The organism is Hominimerdicola aceti (assembly GCF_025567495.1).
GTDB classification, from domain to species: Bacteria; Bacillota; Clostridia; order Oscillospirales; family Ruminococcaceae; genus Hominimerdicola; species Hominimerdicola aceti.
Window position 1 is genome coordinate 134,680 of the sequence record NZ_JAOQJZ010000006.1, and the last position, 22,101, is coordinate 156,780.

At 44.4% G+C, this 22,101-nt stretch carries 21 protein-coding genes; 13 read left to right on the forward strand and 8 right to left on the reverse strand.

The features are described 5' to 3' along the window. Positions 1-6: 6 nt before the first annotated feature. The 4 genes from OCV57_RS07555 to purB form a co-directional block, all read right to left on the reverse strand. Entirely contained in the window at positions 7-624 is a 618-nt protein-coding gene (locus OCV57_RS07555) for a hypothetical protein (RefSeq protein WP_117924018.1), read from the reverse strand. 15 nt (positions 625-639) lie between these two features. Next, the gene (locus OCV57_RS07560; protein ID WP_267301049.1) at positions 640-1,020 is read right to left on the reverse strand and encodes a DUF2085 domain-containing protein; all 381 of its coding nucleotides are present in this window, start codon (positions 1,018-1,020) and stop codon (positions 640-642) included. Next, positions 1,017-1,247 carry a hypothetical protein gene (locus OCV57_RS07565; RefSeq protein WP_022288729.1) on the reverse strand — a complete coding sequence of 77 codons (231 nt, stop codon included), beginning with the start codon at positions 1,245-1,247 and terminating at the stop codon, positions 1,017-1,019. Before OCV57_RS07565 ends, OCV57_RS07560 begins: the two co-directional genes overlap by 4 nt. Positions 1,248-1,351: 104 nt before the next feature. Further along, positions 1,352-2,788, reverse strand: coding sequence for an adenylosuccinate lyase (gene purB, locus OCV57_RS07570; protein WP_046441833.1), 1,437 nt, complete (start codon positions 2,786-2,788; stop codon positions 1,352-1,354). 291 nt (positions 2,789-3,079) lie between these two features. Between purB and rplU the strand changes: the two genes are divergently transcribed. From rplU to OCV57_RS07610, 8 genes are all read left to right on the forward strand, one after another. After that, positions 3,080-3,391: a 50S ribosomal protein L21 gene (gene rplU, locus OCV57_RS07575; RefSeq protein WP_022288731.1), complete on the forward strand. Its 312-nt coding sequence runs from the start codon at positions 3,080-3,082 to the stop codon at positions 3,389-3,391. Continuing rightward, on the forward strand, positions 3,391-3,711 hold the full coding sequence (locus OCV57_RS07580; protein WP_022288732.1) for a ribosomal-processing cysteine protease Prp: 321 nt from the start codon (positions 3,391-3,393) through the stop codon (positions 3,709-3,711). The genes rplU and OCV57_RS07580 overlap by 1 nt, the downstream gene beginning before the upstream one ends. 35 nt (positions 3,712-3,746) lie before the next feature. Then, positions 3,747-4,028: a 50S ribosomal protein L27 gene (gene rpmA / locus OCV57_RS07585; protein WP_022288733.1), complete on the forward strand. Its 282-nt coding sequence runs from the start codon at positions 3,747-3,749 to the stop codon at positions 4,026-4,028. 97 nt (positions 4,029-4,125) lie between these two features. Further along, on the forward strand, positions 4,126-5,403 hold the full coding sequence (gene obgE / locus OCV57_RS07590) for a GTPase ObgE (RefSeq protein WP_118162585.1): 1,278 nt from the start codon (positions 4,126-4,128) through the stop codon (positions 5,401-5,403). Positions 5,404-5,432: 29 nt separating this feature from the next. Beyond that, on the forward strand, positions 5,433-5,822 hold the full coding sequence (locus OCV57_RS07595; protein WP_046441827.1) for a Mini-ribonuclease 3: 390 nt from the start codon (positions 5,433-5,435) through the stop codon (positions 5,820-5,822). A 23-nt stretch (positions 5,823-5,845) separates the two neighbouring features. Then, the gene (locus OCV57_RS07600; protein WP_038672277.1) at positions 5,846-6,589 is read left to right on the forward strand and encodes a YebC/PmpR family DNA-binding transcriptional regulator; all 744 of its coding nucleotides are present in this window, start codon (positions 5,846-5,848) and stop codon (positions 6,587-6,589) included. A gap of 235 nt (positions 6,590-6,824) precedes the next feature. Next, the gene (locus OCV57_RS07605; protein ID WP_267301050.1) at positions 6,825-7,358 is read left to right on the forward strand and encodes a type III toxin-antitoxin system ToxN/AbiQ family toxin; all 534 of its coding nucleotides are present in this window, start codon (positions 6,825-6,827) and stop codon (positions 7,356-7,358) included. Positions 7,359-7,612: 254 nt separating this feature from the next. Beyond that, on the forward strand, positions 7,613-8,923 hold the full coding sequence (locus OCV57_RS07610; protein WP_267301051.1) for a WG repeat-containing protein: 1,311 nt from the start codon (positions 7,613-7,615) through the stop codon (positions 8,921-8,923). Between the two features lie 139 nt (positions 8,924-9,062). Here OCV57_RS07610 and OCV57_RS07615 read toward each other — a convergent pair whose 3' ends face one another. The 3 genes from OCV57_RS07615 to OCV57_RS07625 all read right to left on the reverse strand — a co-directional run bounded on the left by OCV57_RS07615 (position 9,063) and on the right by OCV57_RS07625 (position 13,405). Continuing rightward, positions 9,063-10,499, reverse strand: a complete 1,437-nt coding sequence (locus tag OCV57_RS07615) for an LCP family protein (protein WP_267301052.1) — start codon at positions 10,497-10,499, stop codon at positions 9,063-9,065. Between the two features lie 166 nt (positions 10,500-10,665). Further along, on the reverse strand, positions 10,666-12,999 hold the full coding sequence (locus tag OCV57_RS07620) for a heavy metal translocating P-type ATPase (RefSeq protein ID WP_267301053.1): 2,334 nt from the start codon (positions 12,997-12,999) through the stop codon (positions 10,666-10,668). A 40-nt stretch (positions 13,000-13,039) separates the two neighbouring features. Continuing rightward, positions 13,040-13,405, reverse strand: coding sequence for an ArsR/SmtB family transcription factor (locus OCV57_RS07625; RefSeq protein WP_022287119.1), 366 nt, complete (start codon positions 13,403-13,405; stop codon positions 13,040-13,042). 688 nt (positions 13,406-14,093) lie between these two features. Between OCV57_RS07625 and trhA the strand changes: the two genes are divergently transcribed. The 5 genes from trhA to OCV57_RS07650 all read left to right on the forward strand — a co-directional run bounded on the left by trhA (position 14,094) and on the right by OCV57_RS07650 (position 21,054). Then, positions 14,094-14,765, forward strand: a complete 672-nt coding sequence (gene trhA / locus OCV57_RS07630) for a PAQR family membrane homeostasis protein TrhA (RefSeq protein WP_117859453.1) — start codon at positions 14,094-14,096, stop codon at positions 14,763-14,765. Between the two features lie 187 nt (positions 14,766-14,952). Then, entirely contained in the window at positions 14,953-16,431 is a 1,479-nt protein-coding gene (malQ, locus tag OCV57_RS07635; RefSeq protein ID WP_267301054.1) for a 4-alpha-glucanotransferase, read from the forward strand. Positions 16,432-16,980: 549 nt separating this feature from the next. Then, positions 16,981-19,362, forward strand: coding sequence for a glycogen/starch/alpha-glucan phosphorylase (locus tag OCV57_RS07640; protein ID WP_267301055.1), 2,382 nt, complete (start codon positions 16,981-16,983; stop codon positions 19,360-19,362). 216 nt (positions 19,363-19,578) lie between these two features. Then, on the forward strand, positions 19,579-20,133 hold the full coding sequence (locus tag OCV57_RS07645) for a phosphatase PAP2 family protein (RefSeq protein ID WP_022287647.1): 555 nt from the start codon (positions 19,579-19,581) through the stop codon (positions 20,131-20,133). 120 nt (positions 20,134-20,253) lie between these two features. Beyond that, positions 20,254-21,054, forward strand: coding sequence for a polysaccharide deacetylase family protein (locus OCV57_RS07650; RefSeq protein ID WP_243246328.1), 801 nt, complete (start codon positions 20,254-20,256; stop codon positions 21,052-21,054). Positions 21,055-21,090: 36 nt separating this feature from the next. Here OCV57_RS07650 and OCV57_RS07655 read toward each other — a convergent pair whose 3' ends face one another. Beyond that, positions 21,091-22,098 (reverse strand): TPM domain-containing protein, encoded by a 1,008-nt coding sequence (locus tag OCV57_RS07655; RefSeq protein ID WP_267301057.1) that lies wholly within the window; start codon positions 22,096-22,098, stop codon positions 21,091-21,093. Positions 22,099-22,101 lie beyond the last annotated feature (3 nt).

Below are 22,101 nucleotides of genomic sequence, written 5' to 3' on the forward strand. Positions count from 1 at the left end.
TTTACCTTACAAGTCCTTGAAGTCCACCCTTGCCCCTGTCAAAGCGCTTTCCATTATTATTCTTGCGCACTCTGAAAGTGAAACTGCGCTTTTGCAGGTCATCATGGCTTTTTGTATGCAAAGTCCGAAAACTATGTGAAGTTCTCCCCTGCCTGCTGATTTCTGTGCTATAGGCAGAAGCGGTTGCCAAAGAAGCTTTATATAGCTTTGGACAGTTTCACCTGTGGTGCAGTTTCTTATTTTGCCAAAGCTTGCGCCCCCTGCGTTTGCGGCAGTGTAGCGCAGCATTTCCCCAACGTCCGTAAAAGGCTCGTTATATTTTTTTAGCACTCCTGCGGTAAAAGACCACACTGAGTAGTTATTGCCCACAAGCTTTTCGTCAATGATATCGCCGTAGAAATACTTTCTGCCTGACTTATCAGTGAACACTGTGAAAACGTCCTCTTCTTTAACACCCTCTGTCATGAAAAGCTTTCTCACGTCCTGCTGGCAGGAATAGCCTGCAAGAGAGCCTATACAGCACAAAAGGGATTGAGGATGAACGTAGCCCTCAGGGCTTCTCATGGCTCTGAGAAGTCTGTCAAATATCTCAAAGGCACTGCTTTTATATTGTTCAAGTTCCATTTTTATCACCGTTTCTCACGTTTTCGCTCCCCTTTTTATCTTTTTTATCACAAATCTGATGATATTAACATAGATCACCGCAAGTCCAAAGCCACCAAGCAGACCTGTTACCAGCCGACGTTTATTGGTGGACTTTTTCACCCCTGTATACTGCAAAAGCCAATCGAGCATGGTAGTTTCACAGCAGAGTACGGCTGTAAGGGCGGATATATTTTTCTTTATGGCCAGCGGAAAGCCTATAAGCTGTCCTGCAAGCACGCCCGTACATCTTGCGCACACAGGAAACTGCCAGCCGTGAAAAAAGAAGCTTCTGTCGGGGCGTTGGTGACAGCCTGCCACCGCACCAAGCTTCATAAGATAAAGCCACAGCGCATATGGGTCTTTTCTCGTTCTCATGCCCTGAACTTATAGTCGCAATCGGGGCATACCCAATAGGAACGTGTTTTTGACTTGCTTTCCATGCCGCAAAGTCCGCAGATAAGCCCTGGCAGTCCGAACAGTATATAGCCGCAGCAGCCTTTTCCAAAGCCGTATTTGCCGCTTCTGTAGTCTGTTTCGCTTATAAGCTGACAGTTCCTGCCGCCGCATTTTGGACAGCGTTTGCCTGTACAAAAATCTGCCATGGTGTTTTCCGCCTTTCTTTTGTGTGGTGTTTATCAGATAAAATTCAGGGGCTTGACGATCTGAAAAGACCTATCAGCCCGCTGAAAATTTTTATCCTTTGATATTATACGTTTATCTCCGCAACATCGTCAGACACGCCGTTTGCTTCGACAACAGGCTTTACGCAATTTTCGATAAACTCGTCCACCTGCTGTGGGCATCTGCCGATAAAGTTTTCAGGCTTCATTATCTTATCCATTTCTTCCTTTGTTATCATGAACATAGGGTCGTTGAGGATAAGCTCGCAGAGGTTATTGTCAAGTCCCTCTTTCTTAACTCTTGCGCCTGCTACCATTGAATATTCTCTTATTCTTTCGTGGAGTTCCTGTCTGTTTCCGCCCTTTTCTACAGCGTCCATCATAATGTTCTCGGTAGCCATGAAAGGAAGCTCTGCCATAACTCTTCTTCTGATGATCTTGTCATATACTACCAAGCCGTTGTCAGGATCTGTAACATTGAGCATGATATTGAGTATAGCGTCAACACCCAGGAAAGCTTCGGCAACGGAAATTCTCTTGTTTGCAGAGTCGTCGAGAGTTCTCTCAAACCACTGTGTACCTGCTGTGAATGCAGGATTGAGAACGTCGCAGATAACGTATCTGGCAAGTGATGTTATTCTCTCATCTCTCATTGGATTTCTCTTATATGCCATAGCGGAAGAGCCTATCTGATTTTTCTCGAACGGCTCTTCGATCTCCTTGAATGACTGTAAAATTCTTATATCGTTTGAGAACTTCATAGCAGACTGAGCGATACCGGCGAGAACTGAGCATACCTGATAGTCCATTTTTCTTGAATAGGTCTGACCTGAAACTGGAACGACAGCGTCAAAGCCCATTTCCTCAGCTATCATTTTTTCAAGCTCTTTTACCTTATCAGTATCACCGTGGAAAAGCTCCATAAATGAAGCCTGAGTGCCTGTAGTTCCCTTTGAGCCGAGGAGCTTGAGGTTAGCAAGTCTGAAATCCAGATCTTCAAGATCCATAAGAAGCTCGTTGCACCAAAGAGTAGCTCTTTTGCCCACTGTTGTGAGCTGTGCAGGCTGGAGGTGAGTATAAGCAAGGCAAGGCATAGCCTTATACTTATCGGCAAACTTTGCAAGCTGGTCGATAACCTTGACAAGCTTTCTCTTTACGACCTTAAGTGCATCCCTCATGATGATAACGTCTGTGTTATCGCCTACATAGCATGAAGTTGCGCCAAGGTGAATAATACCTGCTGCCTTTGGACAAACAAGGCCATAAGCATAAACGTGTGACATAACGTCATGACGAACAAGCTTTTCACGCTCAGCGGCAGCGGCATAATCTATATTATCAATGTTAGCTTCAAGCTCGTCTACCTGCTCCTGAGTAACATTAAGACCGAGCTTCATTTCAGCACGGGCAAGGGCTACCCACAGCTTTCTCCAAGTAGTAAACTTCTTGTCAGCAGAGAAAATAAACTGCATTTCCTTGCTTGCATATCTGGTACAAAACGGGCTTTCATAAGAATTTGTCATTGTTCTTCGACCTCTTTCGTAATATTATATAATGTATACACACTTATTATAGCATATTTTTTGTGGGTTTACAATAGGTTTAAGGAGAAATGTTTACAGCGGGACGTCATTGGGTAGGAAAGGAGTTTTTAAAAGTTAAATTTCTGTAAATTTTCAAGCAGAAACAGAGCTGTGCTTGACTTTTTGGGGCGGATATGTTATGATATTAAAGCCGCATATTCACGGTCATAAGTGTTTGTATTTGCAGACCACCGTGCGTAGCGAGTTTATTTAAAGGTAGGTGCATTCGTAATGTACGCAGTAATTGAAACAGGCGGAAAGCAGTATCAGGTTAAGCCTGGTGATGAGGTTTTCGTAGAAAAGCTGGACGTAAACGCTGAGGACGCTGTTACTTTCGATAAGGTAATGGTAGTTGGCGCTGACGACGGTATCAAGGTTGGCGCTCCATATGTTGACGGCGCTTCCGTAACAGCTAAGGTCATCAAGAACGGCAAGTCCAAGAAGGTGACTGTATTCACTTACAAGCCAAAGAAGGGCGAAAAGACCAAGATCGGTCACAGACAGCCTTACACTAAGGTTATGATCGAAGCTATCAACGCATAATGATCTGTGCTGATTTTTTCAGAAATGAGCATGACAGACTTGTGGGATTTCGTATAACGGGTCACGCAGGTTATGCAGATTATGGCGAGGACGTATGCTGTGCAAGCGTATCGTCTGCTGTAATGTTGACGGCTAACACTGTCACTGAGGCTTTTAAGATAAAGGCCGATGTCGCAGTGGAAGAAAACGAAATAATATTAAGGCTTGAAAATGACAGCTCAGAGGAGGGGGACAAGCTGCTTTTAGGGCTTCTCACTCATTTATATTTTCTAGCTGAGGAATTTTCAGGCAGGATCAAAGTCACGGTCAGAGATAACTGATCGGACGGATTACATTTTATGGAGGTGTAATTTAGATGATTAAGATTTCAATGCAGTTTTTCGCTCATAAAAAGGGAATGGGTTCTACAAAGAACGGACGTGATTCTGAGTCAAAGAGACTTGGCGTAAAGAGAGCTGACGGTCAGTTCGTACTGGCTGGTAACATCCTCGTTCGTCAGAGAGGTACTCACATTCACCCAGGCGAGAACGTTAAGAAGGGTTCTGACGATACTCTGTTCGCAACAAGCGACGGTGTTGTAAGATTTGAAAGACTCGGTAGAGACCGCAAGAAGGTTTCGGTTTATCCCAAGGCTTAATTTTGTAACATATGACCCTGAGCCTTAGGCTTGGGGTCTTTTGTTGGTTAATGACAACTAAATTTACGCATAATATCATTTATAAGGAGGTTTGATCATGTTTGTCGATCAGGCGAAGATCTATATAAAAGCCGGTGACGGCGGTGACGGTGCAGTTTCATTCCACCGTGAGAAATACGTTGCGGCAGGCGGTCCGGACGGCGGTGACGGCGGTAAGGGCGGAGATATTGTTTTCGTTGTTGACGACAATATCTCAAACCTTATAGATTTCAGATATAAGAGAAAATATGTTGCCGAAAAAGGACAGAACGGCGGCGCCAAAAACTGCTCAGGCAGGAATGCTCCCGACCTTGTGGTGAAAGTTCCTAGAGGCACTGTTGTTAGAGAGATAAAGAGCGGCAGGATACTTGCCGACCTTTCTACCGACGAGCCTGCTGTTATCGCTCACGGAGGCAAGGGCGGACGTGGAAACGCTCATTTTGCCACTTCCACAAGGCAGATACCGAAGTTTGCAAAGCCGGGTTTCCGTGGTGACGAATATGAGGTAATGCTTGAACTCAAGCTTATTGCAGACGTAGGACTTGTGGGCTTCCCGAACGTTGGTAAATCCACACTTATCTCTGTTGTATCAGCGGCAAAACCAAAGATAGCCAACTACCACTTCACTACCCTGACGCCTGTCCTTGGCGTTGTTAAGATAGAAGAGGGAAAATCTTTTGTTATGGCAGATATCCCAGGTCTTATCGAGGGTGCGAGCGAGGGCGTTGGTCTTGGTCATGAATTTCTCAGACACGTTGAGAGGTGCAGACTTATCGTTCACGTTATCGACGTTTCAGGCAGCGAGGGCAGAGATCCTATCGAGGATTTCAAGGCGATAAATCACGAGCTTGAAAACTTCTCAATGGAGCTTGCGGAAGCTCCGCAGATAGTTGCCGCAAACAAGAGCGATATGGCTACCCCTGAGCAGGTAGAAAGACTGAGAAACTATGTTGAGGATCAGGGACTTCTCTTCTATGAGATCTCTGCCGCTACCACAAAGGGTACAAAAGAGCTTATGTATGGCGTATGGGAGCGACTTTCTGTTCTTCCGCCTGTTAAGCAGTTTGAAGCTCAGCCGCTCACGCAGGAGGAGCTTGACGATAAGCTCATCTCAAAGAAAGACTTCCGTGTTACTGTGGAGGACGGCGTTTATTTCGTGGAAGCAGATTGGCTTCTTGACATACTCAGGACGGCTAATATGGACGACTACTCTTCCCTCCAGTATTTCCAGAACGTACTTAGGACCAGCGGCATAATCGACAAGCTGGAAGAAATGGGTATCGAAGAGGGCGACACTGTTTCTATATTCGACTTTGAGTTTGAATATCTCAGATAGGAGGGAGCGTCACGGGAAAGCTTTCTGATATGGACGCTATGCAATACTCCCCTCTGGCACTGGCTTTTATCGGGGACGGCGTTTACGAGATAAGGGTAAGAGAAAAGCTTATCCTTGAAGCTAATATGCCTGCGGACAAGCTGCACAAGCTCACTGTTGAGAGGGTGTGTGCGGAGTATCAGGCAAAGGCTGTTCGCAAGTGGCTTGACGAGGGGCTGCTTAACGAACAGGAAATGGATATTTTCAAAAGGGGCAGAAATGCAAAGGGCATAAATGCTCCGAAACATTCCACTGTGGGGGAATACCGCATGGCGACAGGTTTGGAATGTCTTTTCGGTTTTTTATATCTCACGGGGCGTGAGGAACGTATAGGTGAACTGTTCGAGGCAGCATGGTCTGTGGGCAGCATCAATGAATAATATTACATCAAGGAGTGAATCAAATGTCAGGTCATTCAAAATGGGAAAACATTAAAAGAAAAAAGGGTGCAACAGACGCTGCAAGAGCTAAGATATTTACAAAGATAGGCAGAGAGATCGCTGTTGTAGTTAAGCAGGGCGGTGCTGATCCTGCAGGTAACGCAAAGCTGAGAGATCTTATCGCAAAGGCTAAGTCAAACAACGTGCCTAACGATAATATCGATAGAATTATCAAAAAGGCAGCAGGCGACGGCGACAAGAACAGCTACGAGTCAATGGTATACGAGGGCTACGGTCCAAGCGGTGTTGCTGTTATAGTTGAGTGCCTTACAGACAACAAGAACAGAACAGCAGGCGATATCCGTCACTTCTTCGACAAGTTCGGCGGAAACATGGGTACATCAGGCTGCGTATCTTTCATGTTCTCTGATGTTGGTACTGTTGTTATGGAGAACAACGGTGCTGACGAGGACAAGATAATGGAGGACTGCTTTGAGGCAGGCGCTGACGATTTCAACGTTGATGACGATGTTATCGAGATATCATGCGACCCTAATCAGGTTTCTTCTGTAAGAGAAGCTCTTGAGGGAATGGGTTACAAGGTACTTTCTGCCGAGGCTGAGAAAGTTCCTTCAAACTACACAACTATCGAAGACGAGGACGCTATCAAAAAGATGGGTCTGCTTCTTGAGCATCTTGAGGACGATGACGACGTTCAGAACGTTTACCACAACTGGGAGAATATGCCGGTTGAAGAGGAAGAATAATCAGGAAAATTTCTGACACTTTACTATTGACATTTACATATAATGTGGTATAATAGAATTAGAAAGATTTATTCTTTTAATAGGGGTTGCGAATCCGTCTAAAATCGCTTTAATAGAGGTCACAGAGCCTTTAAAAATACTGTTTTAATAGGGGTTGCGAATCCGTCTAAAATCGCTTTAATAGGTATTTAAAGGGTCAATTTGTTTTGACCCTTTATTTTTTGTATGGAGATGTATGAACGTGCAGAAGTGGAAAATAATAAACAATGATTACCTTGACTATCTGAGAGAAAATTATGAGTCGAGGATACCAAGAACAGACTACGGAAATGATAAGCTGAAGCCGTTCTTTGGAGAGCTTATGCGTGTGGGTGACCTTGCATATGTGACGCAGGTATCTTCTGCAAAGCCAAGACACAATAAAATAAAGGCAAATATAGATTTTCAGAAAATAATACATAATGACGTGCTTATAGCTGTTGTAAATCTTAATTATATGTTCCCTGTGCCTGTGTCTGAAATGACAGACCTTGAATACGAAAAAATCGAGGAGTATGTTGATTTCAAAAATGATACTGCCAAAAGCAAATACATTGACCTTCTGAAAAGAGAAATGAAATATATCAAAGAACTTCCTCTTGAAAACAATGCACGCTCATTGTATGCTCTCAAATATGACAAGCCTGAACACGTAATATCAAAGCGTTGTTTTGATTTCAAAACATTGGAAAATGGTGCGCATAATTGGACGGAGAAGCTCATAAAATAATCATGCAGATATGGGGGACTGACGCTTGCGGGGCGACAGTCCCTTTTAAGCTTTAAACGACGATTTTTCGGGGATTTTCGTGTTAAAATCGCTGAAAATCCTTGCAGCTTTGCGGTGCTGTTTGTAAGTTGTGCTATTGACATAAAAGGGGTTATAGTATATAATAATCGTATGTGTAGATATTGCCCTGAAAAGATAAAAAAATACAGATAATGGGTGATAAGGAAGAAGCAGAAAATGATAGGAGGAAACTTATGAACAAGATTTTTTGTTCTGCTCTGACAGCCGTTGTTGCAGGTGCTATGCTCACAGGCTGTGCCATGCCTTGGGAAAAGGGTGCTGATGACGACGTTGCCCCTGGTGGTTATTCCTATACGGCTGACTCAAATTCAGAACAGAAACAAGCTTATCGCTGGCTCATAGAGCCAACTATAAACGCCGATAATATCATTTCTTTTGACGGAAGTCAGGTCGACCCTAACAACGAAAAGAACACAGCTTATGCCAACTATTCTGTTATCAGACAGAATGGCAAATATGGCATTATAGACTACAGCGGAAACATGGTAGTGCCTGCGGAATATGACGATTACTACACCTGCTGGTGCGGAGAGGTCACGCTTTTCAATATTATAAATGAAAAGAATGATGAGTATGAGTATTGCAGTATCGACAGCTCAAATCAGGTAGTATACTATGCGGCGGAACATCATGACAGCTCACCGAAATATTACTGGAACAGCAATGAGGAAAAGATCTATGTAAAGGACGCTGACGAAGAACAGGGCGAAGAATATACTGGCAAAAAGGCTGTTGTGGTATGTGAAGCTGACGTGAAAAAGTCTGACAATGGTTTTTATGACATTTCTCCTGTGAGCGAACCGCTTTACGGGCTTGCTAAAAAGGACAAGCTTATACTTGATATGCAGTACACTGATTTCTATGCCCCTGCATACAAAGGCGCAGGACTTACCTGCATCGCCTTTGAGAACGATGAAGGCAAGTGGGGATATGTTGGTTCTGACGGCAAGACTATAATCGACTTTAAGTGCGACGGTGACATGAGTGCCTATTGCGGAAAGGTGATAGATGACGAGATGGCTATTCATCCTTATCTTTTCACTGACGATTATCTGCCGGTATCCATAGATTCATCATATGGTTATTATGACATAGACGGCAACTGTATCGTAAAGCCAGGCGAGTTCGATCAGGCAAGACCTGCTCACAACGGCAAGGCATGGGTAATGAAGTCTGGAAAATGGGGCGTTATAGCATTCGGTGACGCACCTGTGGAGGAGGACTCATCAGAGGAAGAGACCACCACAACTACGACCACCACAAGCTACATCACCACGACCACAACTTCAACGACCACCAAAACAACTTCGGTTTCAACAGAAACGAAAAAAGCAACTGAAACTACTCCATCTTTGACACAGCCAAGTGAAACCACTGAGGTGTCAACGAACACGGAAACTGTTACAGAAACAGTAACGGAGCCTGTTACGGAAACTGATCCGCCTGCTCCTGAGCCTGAGCCTGAGCCGACACCTGAACAATAGTTAGAATATAGAAAGCCCTGCTTCGGCAGGGCTTTTCTTTGTATAAAAAAAATTATATTAAAAACGCACAAACCATGTAGGGGACAGCGCCCCTATATTTTTGCACATAAAAAGCCCTGCCGAAGCAGAGCTTTTATTTTTACTGGTTATATATCTCTTTCCTGAGAAGTGCTTTGCAGGCTTCAAAATCCACTTCGAGAATTGATTGACCGTCAGATGATGTGCCATATGAATAGGAATCATCATCAGGTATTCTCATGGACTTTATCTCGTAATTCATGGAGAATATCGCCTTATAGGTAAGAGCAAAAAGCTGTGTCTGGGACATATTGGTTGTAAGATGTGACATTGATGCTTTTGCGAACTTGTCTATAGTCAGCGGATCTGAGCCTTTCGCCTTTTCGATTATCTTTGTGATAACTGTTCTCTGGCGTTCTGTTCGCTGGAAATCTGCGTTGCCAACATATCTAAGTCTTGCATAGGCAAGTGCCTGATTGCCGTTTACATGGAGCTTCTTTCCGCCCTTATCAAGATAGTCTGTACCCTTTTTATTGCCAAGAAGCTTGTTTTGCTCTGCCATTGGAGGCTTCATGCCCTCTGCCTCTTCGTCGGAAATGTCAAGCTCGATACCGCCAACTGCGTCAACGATATCAACGAATGACAGAAAGTCGATATAAACATAATCGTCAACGGCAATATCAAAATTATACTCTATGGTATCCATAAGAAGCTCTGCACCGCCGTAAACATACGCTGCATTGAGCTTTGACCATGTGTCTATATCATTTCCGTCAGCGTCAATGCCCTTGATATTCACATACATATCACGCATGAAAGAAGTCATTGTTATCTCTTTTGTGGTGCTGTTAATGGAGAGAAGTATCATAGAGTCTGTTCTTCCACGCTCGTCAGCGTTTCTTGTATCAGAGCCTATAAGCAGGATATTTCGTACATCAGAGCTGTTCATGGAAGCATCTGTGTTCGTTCGCTGACCTCTTTGCACCTTGTTCACCATGCCTATGTATCGCCATATAAGCACGTTCGCCAATATGAAAACCACCAAAAGTATGATGATAAGCACCTTGAAAAAGGTTTTTATAGGGTGTCTTTTTTTATTTTCCACTTTGTTTTTACCTTTTTTGTTCGTCTGACCGTTACGGCTTTTATTGTTTTTGCCAAATTGCAGGTCATTATTTCGTCTTTGGGCTGAGGTCTTGTTGCTTTTTGCTGACTTGCCTGACCTGCCCCGATCGCTTTGTCTGTTCTGTGGACGTGACGTTTGTCTGCTCTGTGTCTGCCGTCTTGGAGTGCTTTCTCTGTATGAGCCTGAGTGATCTGATGATGAACGGCTTCCCTGCCCGTATGGCTGAGCTGTACCCTGTGTACGATCATCAGGGTAGCCAGCGTCATAGTAATCGTCAAAGTCGTTCACGCCCTCGTCTATTTGCTGAACACGCTGTCCGCCCGCACCGCTTATGCGATTGAACTCGTCAAGCTGTCGCTGATATTCCTGTTCATAGTAGTCCTGAGGCTTATTATCGTTTGTGTAGTTTTGTTGTCTGTCTTTATTAGCCACCTGACTGCACCTCCGTTCATTTTTACAATACCAATATTATAGTACATATCAGGCTTATTGTCAATGACAGAAAAAAAGGCGGAGCTTTTTCCAGCGTCCGCCTTTAAGGCAAAACCGTGCAAAGCCGTCAGGCGGGCTTTGTGCGGTGTTGCCTTAACATAGTTTTTTATTTTATTCTGCTGCTTCTTAGGGCGTTGAGGATAGCTATTACGGCTACACCAACGTCTGCGAATACCGCAAGCCACATTCCTGCAAGTCCCAATGCACCGAATATAAGCACAAGGGCTTTTACTCCAAGGGCAAAAATTATATTCTCTCTTACTATTGTCATAGTCTTTCGGGATATCTTTACTGCGTCTGCTATGCTTGACGGATCGTCGTTCATAAGCACAACGTCTGCGGCTTCAATGGCGATATCTGAGCCTAAGCCACCCATTGCGATACCGATATCGGCTCTTGCGATAACAGGTGCGTCATTTATTCCGTCCCCTGCAAATGCAACAAGTCTGCGGTCGGGGTCTTTTATAAGCTGTTCGACCTTTTCAACCTTGTTTTCAGGGAGAAGCTCACTGAAAAATGTTTTTATGCCCACTTTCTTTGCCACCTTTTCGGCAGTATCTTTCTTATCACCTGTGAGGAGGACAGTTTCGACCCCAAGCTCTCTAAGTCTTGAAACGGCTGTGGCAGAAGTTTCTTTTATCTCGTCGCCTAAGAGTATCTCGCCTATGAACTTGCCGTCAAGGGCAACATAAACTGCCGTTGCGGAGTCTTCTGAGCTTTGTGCTGCAATGCCGTTTGTTTCAAGAAGTGCTTTCTTTCCGCAAAGTATCTCCTTGCCGTCAAGCTTTGCTCTTACACCGTTTCCTGCAATCTCTTCAACATCTGAAAGTCTTGCACCGTCTATTTCCTTGCCGTATCTCTGCACTATGGAGATACCGATAGGGTGAGTTGACATACTTTCTGCATATGCGGCGGCTTCAAGGAGGATATCCTGTGAAACACCCTGTGGGTTTACACTGAGGACAGTAAACTTGCCCTTTGTGAGCGTACCTGTTTTATCAACTGCGAGAGTTTTGCACTTCGCCATTGTTTCGAGATTTTTTGCACCTTTGATAAGGATACCCTTTTTAGAAGCTCCGCCTATTCCTGCGAAGAACGAGAGAGGCACTGAGATAACAAGTGCGCATGGGCAGGATATTACAAGGAACAGAAGTCCTCTATATAGCCATTTTGAGAACTGGTCAAAGCCCAGAATGAAGCTTGGTATAAACACGAGTGCAAGTGCAGCAATTACTACCGCAGGGGTATAAACTCTTGCAAAACGTGTGATGAACTTTTCGGTCTTGGCTTTTCTTTCGCTGGAGTTTTGCACCATATCGAGAATTTTCGACACTGCAGACTCGTGGAAGGTATTTGTGACCCGAACCTTGAGAAGTCCTCTCAGGTTTGTTGAGCCACTGAGGACGCTGTCCCCTGCTTTGACCTCGACCGGAAGAAACTCACCTGTGAGTGCTGATGTATCAAGCTCTGATTCGCCTTCTGTTACGATACCATCAAGAGGTATTCTCTCGCCTGTTTTTACTGCGATCATCTCGTTCTTGAGGATATCCTCAGGAGGAAGCTCGTATGTTTTGCCGTTTCTTACAACTGTTACAGACTCAGGCTTAAGCTCCATAAGCTTTGTGATAGATTTTCTTGACTTCTCTACTGCGATAGTCTGGAAAAGCTCGCCAACCTGGAAGAACAGCATAACGGCTGCACCCTCACGGAAGTCTTTAAGTGCAAATGCGCCAACTGTTGCGATAGTCATGAGCAGTGATTCGTCAAAAGCCTCGCCTTTAACAAGGTTTCTTACGGCGGCGATGACAACGTCAAGACCTGCGATAAGGTAAGCAACTATTGCAAGGCCTGCACTGAGATACTCACACGCAGTGCCGCTTCCAAGCTTATCCAAAAGCATTGAAGCGATAAAAAACACGATAGCCACAGAAAGCTTGACTATTTCGCCCTTATGGTCATTCACAGGCTCTTCCTCTGCTGTCTGAGCACCATAATCCTTAACAGTAACGTCAGGCTCGAGCTGATGGACGGTATCTTCTATCATGATACGCAGGTCAGGATTAGAACCGTCTGTTTTGACAGTGAGCTTTTTGCTGATAAAATCAACGTTTGATGAAATAACGCCTGCAAGCTCACCCACACGGTTTGCTATCTTTTCACCGCAGTTAGGGCAATCGAGATCCTCCAGCTTCAGATAGAGAGTTTTCTCAGCGCAATCGCCAAGCTCTTTCACGCTAACGTCAGGTTCAAGCTTATGGACGACGTTTTCTATCTCGGTAAAGAGGGCGTTTTTATCACCGTCCAAATCAACTGTGAGCTTTTTATTGATAAAGTCAAGGTTAGAGCTTTTAACGCCTGAAAGCTCGCCCACACGTTTCTCAATCTTTTCCGCACAATGCGGACAATCGAGTTCCTTAAGAAGCAAAGTCATTTTACTCATTTCACATTCTCCTATACTACAAAAAAACAGATCACTTTCTTTACTCGCTGATATGCTCGATACCCATATTGAGTATGACAGCGACGTGTTCATCGGAAACTGAATAATAGACTGTTTTTCCCTCACGTCTATACTTCACAAGTCTGGCCTGCTTTAGCACTCTGAGCTGGTGCGAGATAGCTGACTGTGACATTTCCAACAGCTCTGCGATATCGCACACGCACATTTCGTCCTTTATAAGGGTAAAGAGTATTTTCACTCTTGTTTGGTCGCCAAGGACTTTGAAAAGCTCTGCCACGTCATATATCTCCTCCTCAACGGGCATTGTTTTCCCTATTTCCTCCATTTTCTCTATATTCTTTCCTCCGCACTGTTTATGCTCATGCTTTACTGTATTCTCGCTCATTTATTTTCGCTCTCCTTTTCTTATTATTGTTTTAGTATATTCGATATGGGTCATTTCAATTCATCATATGAATAACTGTTCATATGTTTATTATATCATATATTCATGTTTTGTCAAGGGGGGGGGTGAAAATTTTTTTGATTTAAGTTATTGGGGGTATTTTGTTTACATGGTACCGGTTGCATACCATGCGGGCGAACGATGTTCGCCCCTACGGATTATTCGGGCGAGTTTGCTGTGCCGCAAAATCGCTTCGCTCTTTGCGGATTTACGTTGTGCTAAGGGATAGAAAAGCGGTGCAGGTTTATGCTTCGATGTTGGTTTTATTTGATGTTTGGGTTCTATGTGCTTTTTGGATTTGTTCTGCACCGCTTAGTAGGCTTACGCCTATTGAGGCTCTGCCTCAAACTCCGCTAGGGGCTTTGCCCCCAGACCCCCACAATGGGTTTCACCCCTTGACCCTGACCAGGGGCGTGCCCCTGGACCTTTTGCTCGCTTCGCTCGGTGTTGGGGCACAACTCTGGTCAGCTTTGCCCATTCCTAATTCCTCATTCCTAATTCCTCATTCCTCACTCCTCACTTTTTACACCTGTATTTAAACTTGACAAGTGTCTAAAAAAATGTTACTATACTATAGTAATAAAACTTATATGCAAATTCTCGGTCCTATCGGAAAGGAAATGATACTATGTCAAAATCTGTCGAGATCCAATCTCAGGATCTAACCAAAAGATACACCCTCGGCGAGGAGATCTTCAACTCCGTTTCACACGGTGCAGGCGGTCTGCTATCCATTGCCGGCACTGCCGTTCTTATCGTTCTCGCTGCCATTTACTCCAACGCTTGGGGCGTTGTAAGCTCCGCTATTTTCGGAGCTTCTCTTATCATACTTTACACCATGTCAACCCTTTATCACGCTATCACCAATCCAAAAGCTAAAAAATTCTTCAGAATAATGGATCACAACACCATTTTCTTCCTCATCGCAGGCACCTACACCCCTATCACCCTTGTGCCTTTGAGAGGTGCGTTTGGCTGGGTTCTTTTCGGAATCGTTTGGGGTGCGGCTATTCTTGGCATTGTGCTGAACTCCATTGACCTTGAAAAGTTCCGCAAGCCTTCTGTTGTATGCTATATCGCAATGGGCTGGGTAGTTATAATCGCTGTCAAGCCTATGATAGAAAAAGTTTATCCTCTGTCCTTATGGTTTATTCTTATAGGCGGACTTTTCTACACTGTGGGCGTTATTTTCTATGTTAAAAAGAGCAAGAAATATTTTCACTCAATATGGCATTTGTTCACCATTGCGGGAAGTGTTTTCCACTACTTTGCGGTGCTTATGATGATAACACATGAATAAAAGATCATCCCGAGGGTTTGCGTCCTCGGGATTTTTCTGTTTAGAGAAATTATTTCTAAAATGAAATATATGGCGGTTTTTCTATTGCAAAAATGGCTGAAAAGTAGTATAATCATAATGATGTATTATATGTGACTGCACTGAAATTTTTCACATGGGTGCGGTTTTGACATGAAAGGAGCATTTTATGCGTAGATCGGGTATTTTAATGCACATATCCTCTCTGCCTAACGATTATGGTATCGGCAAGCTTGGCAAGGAGGCTTATGCTTTTGTGGATTTTCTTGAGAAGGCTCACCAAAAATGTTGGCAGATACTTCCTATATCTCCTACAAGCTATGGTGATTCGCCATATCAGAGCTTTTCTGTTCACGCTGGAAATCCATACTTTATAGACCTTGAAGCTCTGGAAAAAGAGGGTTATCTGAAACCTGCGGAATACAAGGATATTGAGTGGGGCGATGACAAAGGGTCTGTTGACTACGGCAAGATATACGAGGTCATTTTCAAGGTGCTTAGGACGGCACACAAGCGTTTTCGCAAGAAGCCTGAAAAGGCATACTCAAAATTCGTGGTGGAAAATAAAGACTGGATATACGATTACGCTTTGTTTATGTCACTGAAATTTGCCAACAAGGGCAAGGCTTGGTATGAATGGGACGAACCTCTGAAAATGTACAAGCCTAAGGCGATAAAAAGTGCTAGAAAAGAATATGCAAATGATATAGACTTCTGGTGCTTTGTGCAGTATAAATACTTCCAGCAGTGGAAAAAGCTAAAGGCTTATGCCAACGAAAAGGGCATCGAGATAATAGGCGATATCCCAATATATGTGGCATATGACAGTGTTGAGGTGTGGAGTACACCGCAGTATTTCAGCCTTGACAAGGAGAAAAATCCTGTTGAGGTGGCAGGATGTCCACCTGACGCATTCACGGCAGACGGTCAGCTTTGGGGCAATCCTCTTTACAACTGGGAATACATAGCGAGAGATAAATTCCGCTGGTGGGTAGAGCGTATAAAGGCGGCTTCTGACACCTATGACGTGGTGAGAATAGACCATTTCAGGGGCTTTGAAAGCTATTACTGCATACCATACGGTGCAAAGAACGCCAAAAAGGGCAAGTGGAGAAAAGGTCCTGACATGAGGCTTTTCAAAGAAGTGAGAAAACAGCTTGGGGACGTGAAGATAATCGCAGAGGACTTGGGTTTTCTTACAAAGCACGTTGTAAAAATGCTCAATGCAAGCGGATATCCTGGCATGAAGGTGCTGGAGTTCGGCTTTGATTCTGATAATACAAACGGCTATCTGCCCCACAATTTTAAGACCACAAACAGCATTTGCTATACAGGTACGCACGATAACGAAACCATACTTGGCTGGATAAAGAGCTGTGACGAAAAGACCAGAAGCTACTGCAAGGACTATCTTGGAGTTACAAAAGACGAGTTCGTGCCTTGGGCAATGGTAAGGCTTTGTTGGTCCAGCGTGTGTGATACAGCTATCGCACAAATGCAGGATATACTTTGCCTTGACGATAAAGCCAGAATGAATACACCGTCAACAGTGGGAGCAAATTGGAAGTGGAGATTGGAAAGTTTTGATAAGCTTGATGATACTTTGGCGGAAAGATTGGCGAAGATAACAGCGGTGTATGGCAGATAGAGCAGGGATAAATGAGGAATGAGGAGTGAGGAATGTGCATAGCCGACCGAACAAATCACAAGAATGGAGTAAAATAAAACACCGAGCGAAGCGAGCAAAAGGTCCAGGGGCACGCCCCTGGTCAGGGTCAAGGGGTGAAACCCATTGCAGGGTCTAGGGGCAAAGCCCCTGCGGAGTTTGAGGCAGAGCCTCAATAGGCGTAAGCCTACAAGCGGTGCAGAGTAAAACTAAAAAGCACATGAAAGTTTGATACCAGATAAAAGTAATATCGGAGAATTAAATCTGCACCGCTTTTCTATCCCTTAGCGCAACGTAGATCCGCAAAGAGCGACAGCGATTTTGCGGCAGAAGAAAATTGACCAAAACATTGTAGGAGAAATTTTTCGTTTGCCGAACAATGTGTAAATCCAATGTGGTGGCAAACGGAAAATTTGAGAGGCAAGATAAATGCGGGCAAACGATGTTCGCCCCTACCATACGTTGTGCGGATAATCACAAAGTACAAAATACAATAGAATACATAAAACACCAGAAAGGATAAAAAAACCAATGAACAAAGAACTGTTTTACAGCGAACTTAGTAAAGACCTGAAAAAGAAGTTTGGCACGAGCGTTGAAAAAGCTCTGCCTTGGCAGCTCCACGAAAGCCTGTCGACTACTGTTATGGAGCTTATTGACAGCGATTGGGAGAACAGCAGAAAGGCTCACCTTGACAGCCGCAGAGCCTGCTATCTCTCTATGGAGTTCCTTATGGGCAGAGCCGTTTATAACAATCTCCTTTGCCTTGGTATCACCGACGAGGTGGACGAGCTTTTGAAGGCTCACGGCAGAAGTCTTAATGACCTTGAAGAGATAGAGGACGCTGCCCTCGGCAACGGTGGTCTTGGCAGACTTGCCGCTTGCTTCCTCGATTCCGCCGCCGCTCATGACCTGCCTTTGGACGGCTACGGAATAAGATACAAGTACGGTCTTTTCAAGCAGAAGATAGTTGACGGCTTCCAAAAGGAAGAAGCTGACAACTGGACAAAGTACGGCGACCCTTGGTCTAAGAGATGCGAAAATGACAAGGTAGTCGTTAAATACGGCGACCAGACTGTTTACGCTGTGCCTTATGATATGCCTGTTATCGGCTTTGGCACTAAGAACGTTGGCACACTCAGACTTTGGCAGGCTGAAAGCGTGGAGGATTTCGACTTCGCTCAGTTCGACTGCGGTAACTATGACGGTGCCGTAAAGGCTAAAAATGACGCTGAGAACATCTCAAAGGTGCTTTACCCTAACGATAACTGTGAAGAGGGCAAGATACTCAGACTCAAGCAGGAATATTTCTTCTCCTCCGCTTCTGTGACGGATATTCTCAAAAAGCATTTGGCTAAGTTCGGCACTCTTGACAACCTTGGCGACTATATTACTATCCAGCTTAACGATACTCACCCTGTTATCGCTGTGCCTGAGCTTATAAGACAGCTTTGTGCTGAGCATGGATATGATTTTGACAAGGCTTTTGAGATCGCCCACAAGGTCTTTAACTACACAAACCACACTATCATGGCTGAGGCTCTTGAAAAGTGGGATTGCAGACTTGTGGAAAAGGTAGTGCCTGAGGTCTACACATATATCCTTATGATAAACGAGCGTTTTATAAAGGATATGTACGCTCTCAAAAAGGACAGAGAGTATATCTCTAAGCTTTCTCCTGTTGGCGACGGCATGGTGAAAATGGCGTTTATGGCTATCTATGTTTCAAGCTATATAAACGGCGTTGCGGCTATCCACACTGAGATACTGAAAAAGGACGCTCTTAAGGATTGGTATGAGCTTTATCCTGAGAGATTTCAGAACAAGACCAATGGTATCACACAAAGACGTTGGCTTGCACTTTGCAACCCTGAGCTTTCCGCACTTATCACAAAGCTTCTTGGCAATGCAGATTGGGTGAAGGACTTGGACGAGCTTAAAAAGCTTGAAAAATATGCTGATGATGAAGCTGTTCTTAACGAGTTCATGGCTGTTAAGGAGGCTCAGAAGAACCGCCTTGCCGCTTTTGTAAAGGAGCATGACGGTGTTGACATCGACCCGAACACTATTTTTGACATTCAGATCAAGCGTCTGCACGAATACAAGAGGCAGTTCCTTAACGCTTTGTCTATACTGTATATCTACTATGGTATCAAGGACGGCTCTATAAAGGACTTCACACCGACAACATTTATTTTCGGTGCTAAGTCTGCACCGGGATACAGGAGGGCTAAGGCTATCATCAAGCTTATTGGCGAGATAAGCAAGCTTGTGAACGCTGACCCTGACACAAAAGACCTTATCAAGGTGGTTTTCGTACAGAACTACAACGTTTCCTATGCGGAAAAGCTTGTTACTGCGGCTGATGTTTCAGAGCAGATATCTACTGCCGGCACTGAAGCAAGCGGTACAGGCAACATGAAGCTTATGCTCAACGGTGCTGTTACACTGGGAACTTATGACGGAGCTAACGTTGAGATCGTTCAGGAGGCAGGCGAGGAGAACAACTACATCTTCGGTGCAAGAGTAGAGGAGCTGGCTGAGATAATGCCAAAGTATGACCCTAGGGAGATACTTTTCTCAAACGACAAGATAAAGCGTGTTCTTGACAAGCTTATTGACGGCAGCCTTTCAGACGGCGGCGTTCCGTCCAACGAGGAGGGCAGCTTCAAGGAGCTTTACAAGGCTCTCACTGACGGTGCAAGCTGGCACGTTCCTGACCACTACTATGTTCTTGGCGACCTTGAAAGCTATGTTCAGGCAAAGCTCAAGGTCAACGCAGACTACAAGGACAAGCTTGCATTCGCTAAGAAGTGCTGGCTGAACATTGCCAATGCAGGCAAGTTCTCATCTGACAGAACTATCAAGGACTATGCAGAAAACATCTGGAAGATAGAGCCTGTTAAGCTGTAATTGGAAATCAAATTTCTATGCAAATTGAATTTGTTAAGGGTATGACACATGATTTTAAGCTTTTTATACACGAAAATGAACTTATCATAATATTAATTTGCGAAAATATGAACTAAAGCATTAATACACAAAGGACAGGCTCGTTTTTTGACGGGCTTGTCAGTTTTGATGTAAATATATTCAAGGGATAGATTTACATAAATGGCAGGAGGATAAATGTTAGACACCTTACTTAAACTAGACGGCGACATACTGTTATGGATACAGGACAACCTGCGTGCAGGGTGGCTCGACCCCATAATGAAGTTCATAACATATCTTGCAAACGGAGGTGCGTTATGGATAGGCATATGCGTTTTACTTCTCATACTGAAAAAGACTAGAACAACAGGCATCGTGTGTTCATGCTCCCTTGCGGTGACTTTTCTTATAAACAACATCATTCTCAAAAACATTATTGCCAGAACAAGACCTTACGAGGTGGTAGAGGGGCTTAACAGGATAATAGGGGCACAATCGGACTTCTCCTTTCCCTCGGGACATTCGGGAGCCTCCTTTGCAGTGGCGGTGGTAATGTTCATGGAGATGCCGAAAAAATATGGCGTGCCTGCACTTATAGTGGCAACACTCATTGCGTTCTCACGGCTGTATGTTGGGGTACACTATCCATTTGACGTTATCGCAGGCGTTCTAACGGGAACGATTTATGCTGTTATAACAGTGGCAATATACAGAAAATTCTTCAAGGACAAGAAACATTCTGAAAAATAAAAGACATTTGACGGGCGGTTTTTGACCGCTCGTTTTTTTGTTGCTTTATCATCAAATTCTATTGAAAATCATGGGGGAATATGCTATCATATAGATAATAAAAACAAAGGAGAAAATCTTATGAAAAAGGTGCTTAAAACTATTCTTATGGGTGCTGTGGCTTTCAGCCTTGCTATGGGAGTGGGCTGTGTGACTGGCGAAAACAGCAGTCTGGAAAAAGAAAGCTCAAAGGCTGAGGACAGCAGTTCACAGAATAAGCGCAGACAGCTTCGTGACAAGTCTGACTACGGAAAAGTGATAGCCCTCACTTTTGATGACGGCCCTAACACTGACACAACTCCCCTTGTCCTTGACAAACTTGAAGAACACGGCATTGTGGCTTCGTTTTTCGTTATCGGAAACAACATCACAGACGAGAGTGCAGAGGTCATGAAGCGTGCTTACAACATGGGCTGTGACATTGAAAACCACTCTCAGAGCCACCCTGACATGACAAAAATGACCGCAGAGGAAATAAAAGCCGAGATAGACTTTACCTCTGACAAGGTGGAAGAGGCTGTTGGCGAACGTCCACAGTTTTTCCGTCCGCCATATATTGCGGTGAACCAGACAATGTTTGACGTTATAGATATGCCGTTTATATGCGGATACGGCGCAGAGGACTATAACAATGCCATAGGCGTTGAGGAGCGTGTTGAAAAGGTGCTTGCACAGGCTAGGGACGGGGGAATTATCCTGCTTCACGATATGAACGGAAACGTTCAGACAGTTGAAGCCCTTGATAAGATAATCCCTGCCCTCAAAGAACAGGGCTACGAGTTCGTCACCATAACAGAGCTTTTCCACGCAAAGGGAGTTGCCATTGACCCTGACTCCGAGATAATCTACAGCTACGCTGAGCAGACAGAGATGTACGGCTAAAAATGACAAACAAAACCGCCTGAGAGAAATAGCTTCTCAGGCGGTGACTTTTTTATCAAGTAAATCGTGCCCAGGCTGATCCTCTGGTGGGATAGGCGCTCCGCAATGAGGACATTCTGTACAAGTGTCTACGACATAGGTATAGCCGCAATATTCGCAGGCTTTTTCCTGAGCTGCGTCAGAACACGGCTTTGCTTTGGCATATTTTCTCGCCTTTGGATTTATGCCTATCATAAGGCAGGCGTGCAGACACACAAATGCCAGAATGGCGATCGAGGTAAATAGCATAGTCCAATTTACTTTACTCTTCATTACTGTAGGCGTCAGGTCGTCAAATGATGTGCTGATAGCTGAAGACACTGTATAGCGTGTTCTCGCTGTGAGATTTTTCTGCAGCTCGTCATTGAAGCTGTTCGTTACAGATTTTGTCAGAACATCATCTGTATCATTGCCCTGCATACCCTCCCAATACCAATCCTCATAGCCGTCAGAGGAAGAATAGCCGTCAGGAGTAGAGTAAACTATGAGCCAATGGCTCTCGTCCGCAAAGTGGTTCACATACAGATCATAGGCATAGTTTTCAAGGTCTGAATAATTTCCCTGCCAATCGGAATTTTCCACTGTTATGACCGCAGGTGAGATACCGGTGCGGTTATAAAATGCCACCAGCGAGTTCCTAAGCTCTGCGGTGTTGCCAAGGACGTTGGCTTTATCCTCCACAACTATTTTATAATCATAGTTTTGGGGAAGCTTATGAGGGTGATGATAAGCCTCGGCAAACATAGAAAATGTGAATAAAATAAACGGCAGATAGAAAAGCAGCATAAGAAATCTCAAAGGACTTCTTTTTTCGGTTATGTCATAATCTGCATAGACATAGACAGGTCTGTGATGATCATAATATACATATCTTCTTGCGTCCGGAAAATAGGTGCTTCTTACGTGGCGTGAGCTTCTTCCTGAGCCTCCGTGCGAATGGCTGCTGTGATGCGAGCCTCCGTGTGATCCTCCTCCGTGAGAGCCTCCTCCCGATGAATGTGGCATTTA

Bases quoted from the DNA above. Each gene is read 5' to 3' on its own strand.
- OCV57_RS07555 (WP_117924018.1), bottom strand. From the start codon at position 624: ATGGAACTTGAACAATATAAAAGCAGTGCCTTTGAGATATTTGACAGA.
- OCV57_RS07560 (WP_267301049.1), bottom strand. From the start codon at position 1,020: ATGAGAACGAGAAAAGACCCATATGCGCTGTGGCTTTATCTTATGAAG.
- OCV57_RS07565 (WP_022288729.1), bottom strand. From the start codon at position 1,247: ATGGCAGATTTTTGTACAGGCAAACGCTGTCCAAAATGCGGCGGCAGG.
- purB (WP_046441833.1), bottom strand. From the start codon at position 2,788: ATGACAAATTCTTATGAAAGCCCGTTTTGTACCAGATATGCAAGCAAG.
- rplU (WP_022288731.1), top strand. From the start codon at position 3,080: ATGTACGCAGTAATTGAAACAGGCGGAAAGCAGTATCAGGTTAAGCCT.
- OCV57_RS07580 (WP_022288732.1), top strand. From the start codon at position 3,391: ATGATCTGTGCTGATTTTTTCAGAAATGAGCATGACAGACTTGTGGGA.
- rpmA (WP_022288733.1), top strand. From the start codon at position 3,747: ATGATTAAGATTTCAATGCAGTTTTTCGCTCATAAAAAGGGAATGGGT.
- obgE (WP_118162585.1), top strand. From the start codon at position 4,126: ATGTTTGTCGATCAGGCGAAGATCTATATAAAAGCCGGTGACGGCGGT.
- OCV57_RS07595 (WP_046441827.1), top strand. From the start codon at position 5,433: ATGGACGCTATGCAATACTCCCCTCTGGCACTGGCTTTTATCGGGGAC.
- OCV57_RS07600 (WP_038672277.1), top strand. From the start codon at position 5,846: ATGTCAGGTCATTCAAAATGGGAAAACATTAAAAGAAAAAAGGGTGCA.
- OCV57_RS07605 (WP_267301050.1), top strand. From the start codon at position 6,825: ATGAACGTGCAGAAGTGGAAAATAATAAACAATGATTACCTTGACTAT.
- OCV57_RS07610 (WP_267301051.1), top strand. From the start codon at position 7,613: ATGAACAAGATTTTTTGTTCTGCTCTGACAGCCGTTGTTGCAGGTGCT.
- OCV57_RS07620 (WP_267301053.1), bottom strand. From the start codon at position 12,999: ATGAGTAAAATGACTTTGCTTCTTAAGGAACTCGATTGTCCGCATTGT.
- OCV57_RS07625 (WP_022287119.1), bottom strand. From the start codon at position 13,405: ATGAGCGAGAATACAGTAAAGCATGAGCATAAACAGTGCGGAGGAAAG.
- trhA (WP_117859453.1), top strand. From the start codon at position 14,094: ATGTCAAAATCTGTCGAGATCCAATCTCAGGATCTAACCAAAAGATAC.
- malQ (WP_267301054.1), top strand. From the start codon at position 14,953: ATGCGTAGATCGGGTATTTTAATGCACATATCCTCTCTGCCTAACGAT.
- OCV57_RS07640 (WP_267301055.1), top strand. From the start codon at position 16,981: ATGAACAAAGAACTGTTTTACAGCGAACTTAGTAAAGACCTGAAAAAG.
- OCV57_RS07645 (WP_022287647.1), top strand. From the start codon at position 19,579: ATGTTAGACACCTTACTTAAACTAGACGGCGACATACTGTTATGGATA.
- OCV57_RS07650 (WP_243246328.1), top strand. From the start codon at position 20,254: ATGAAAAAGGTGCTTAAAACTATTCTTATGGGTGCTGTGGCTTTCAGC.
- OCV57_RS07655 (WP_267301057.1), bottom strand. From the start codon at position 22,098: ATGCCACATTCATCGGGAGGAGGCTCTCACGGAGGAGGATCACACGGA.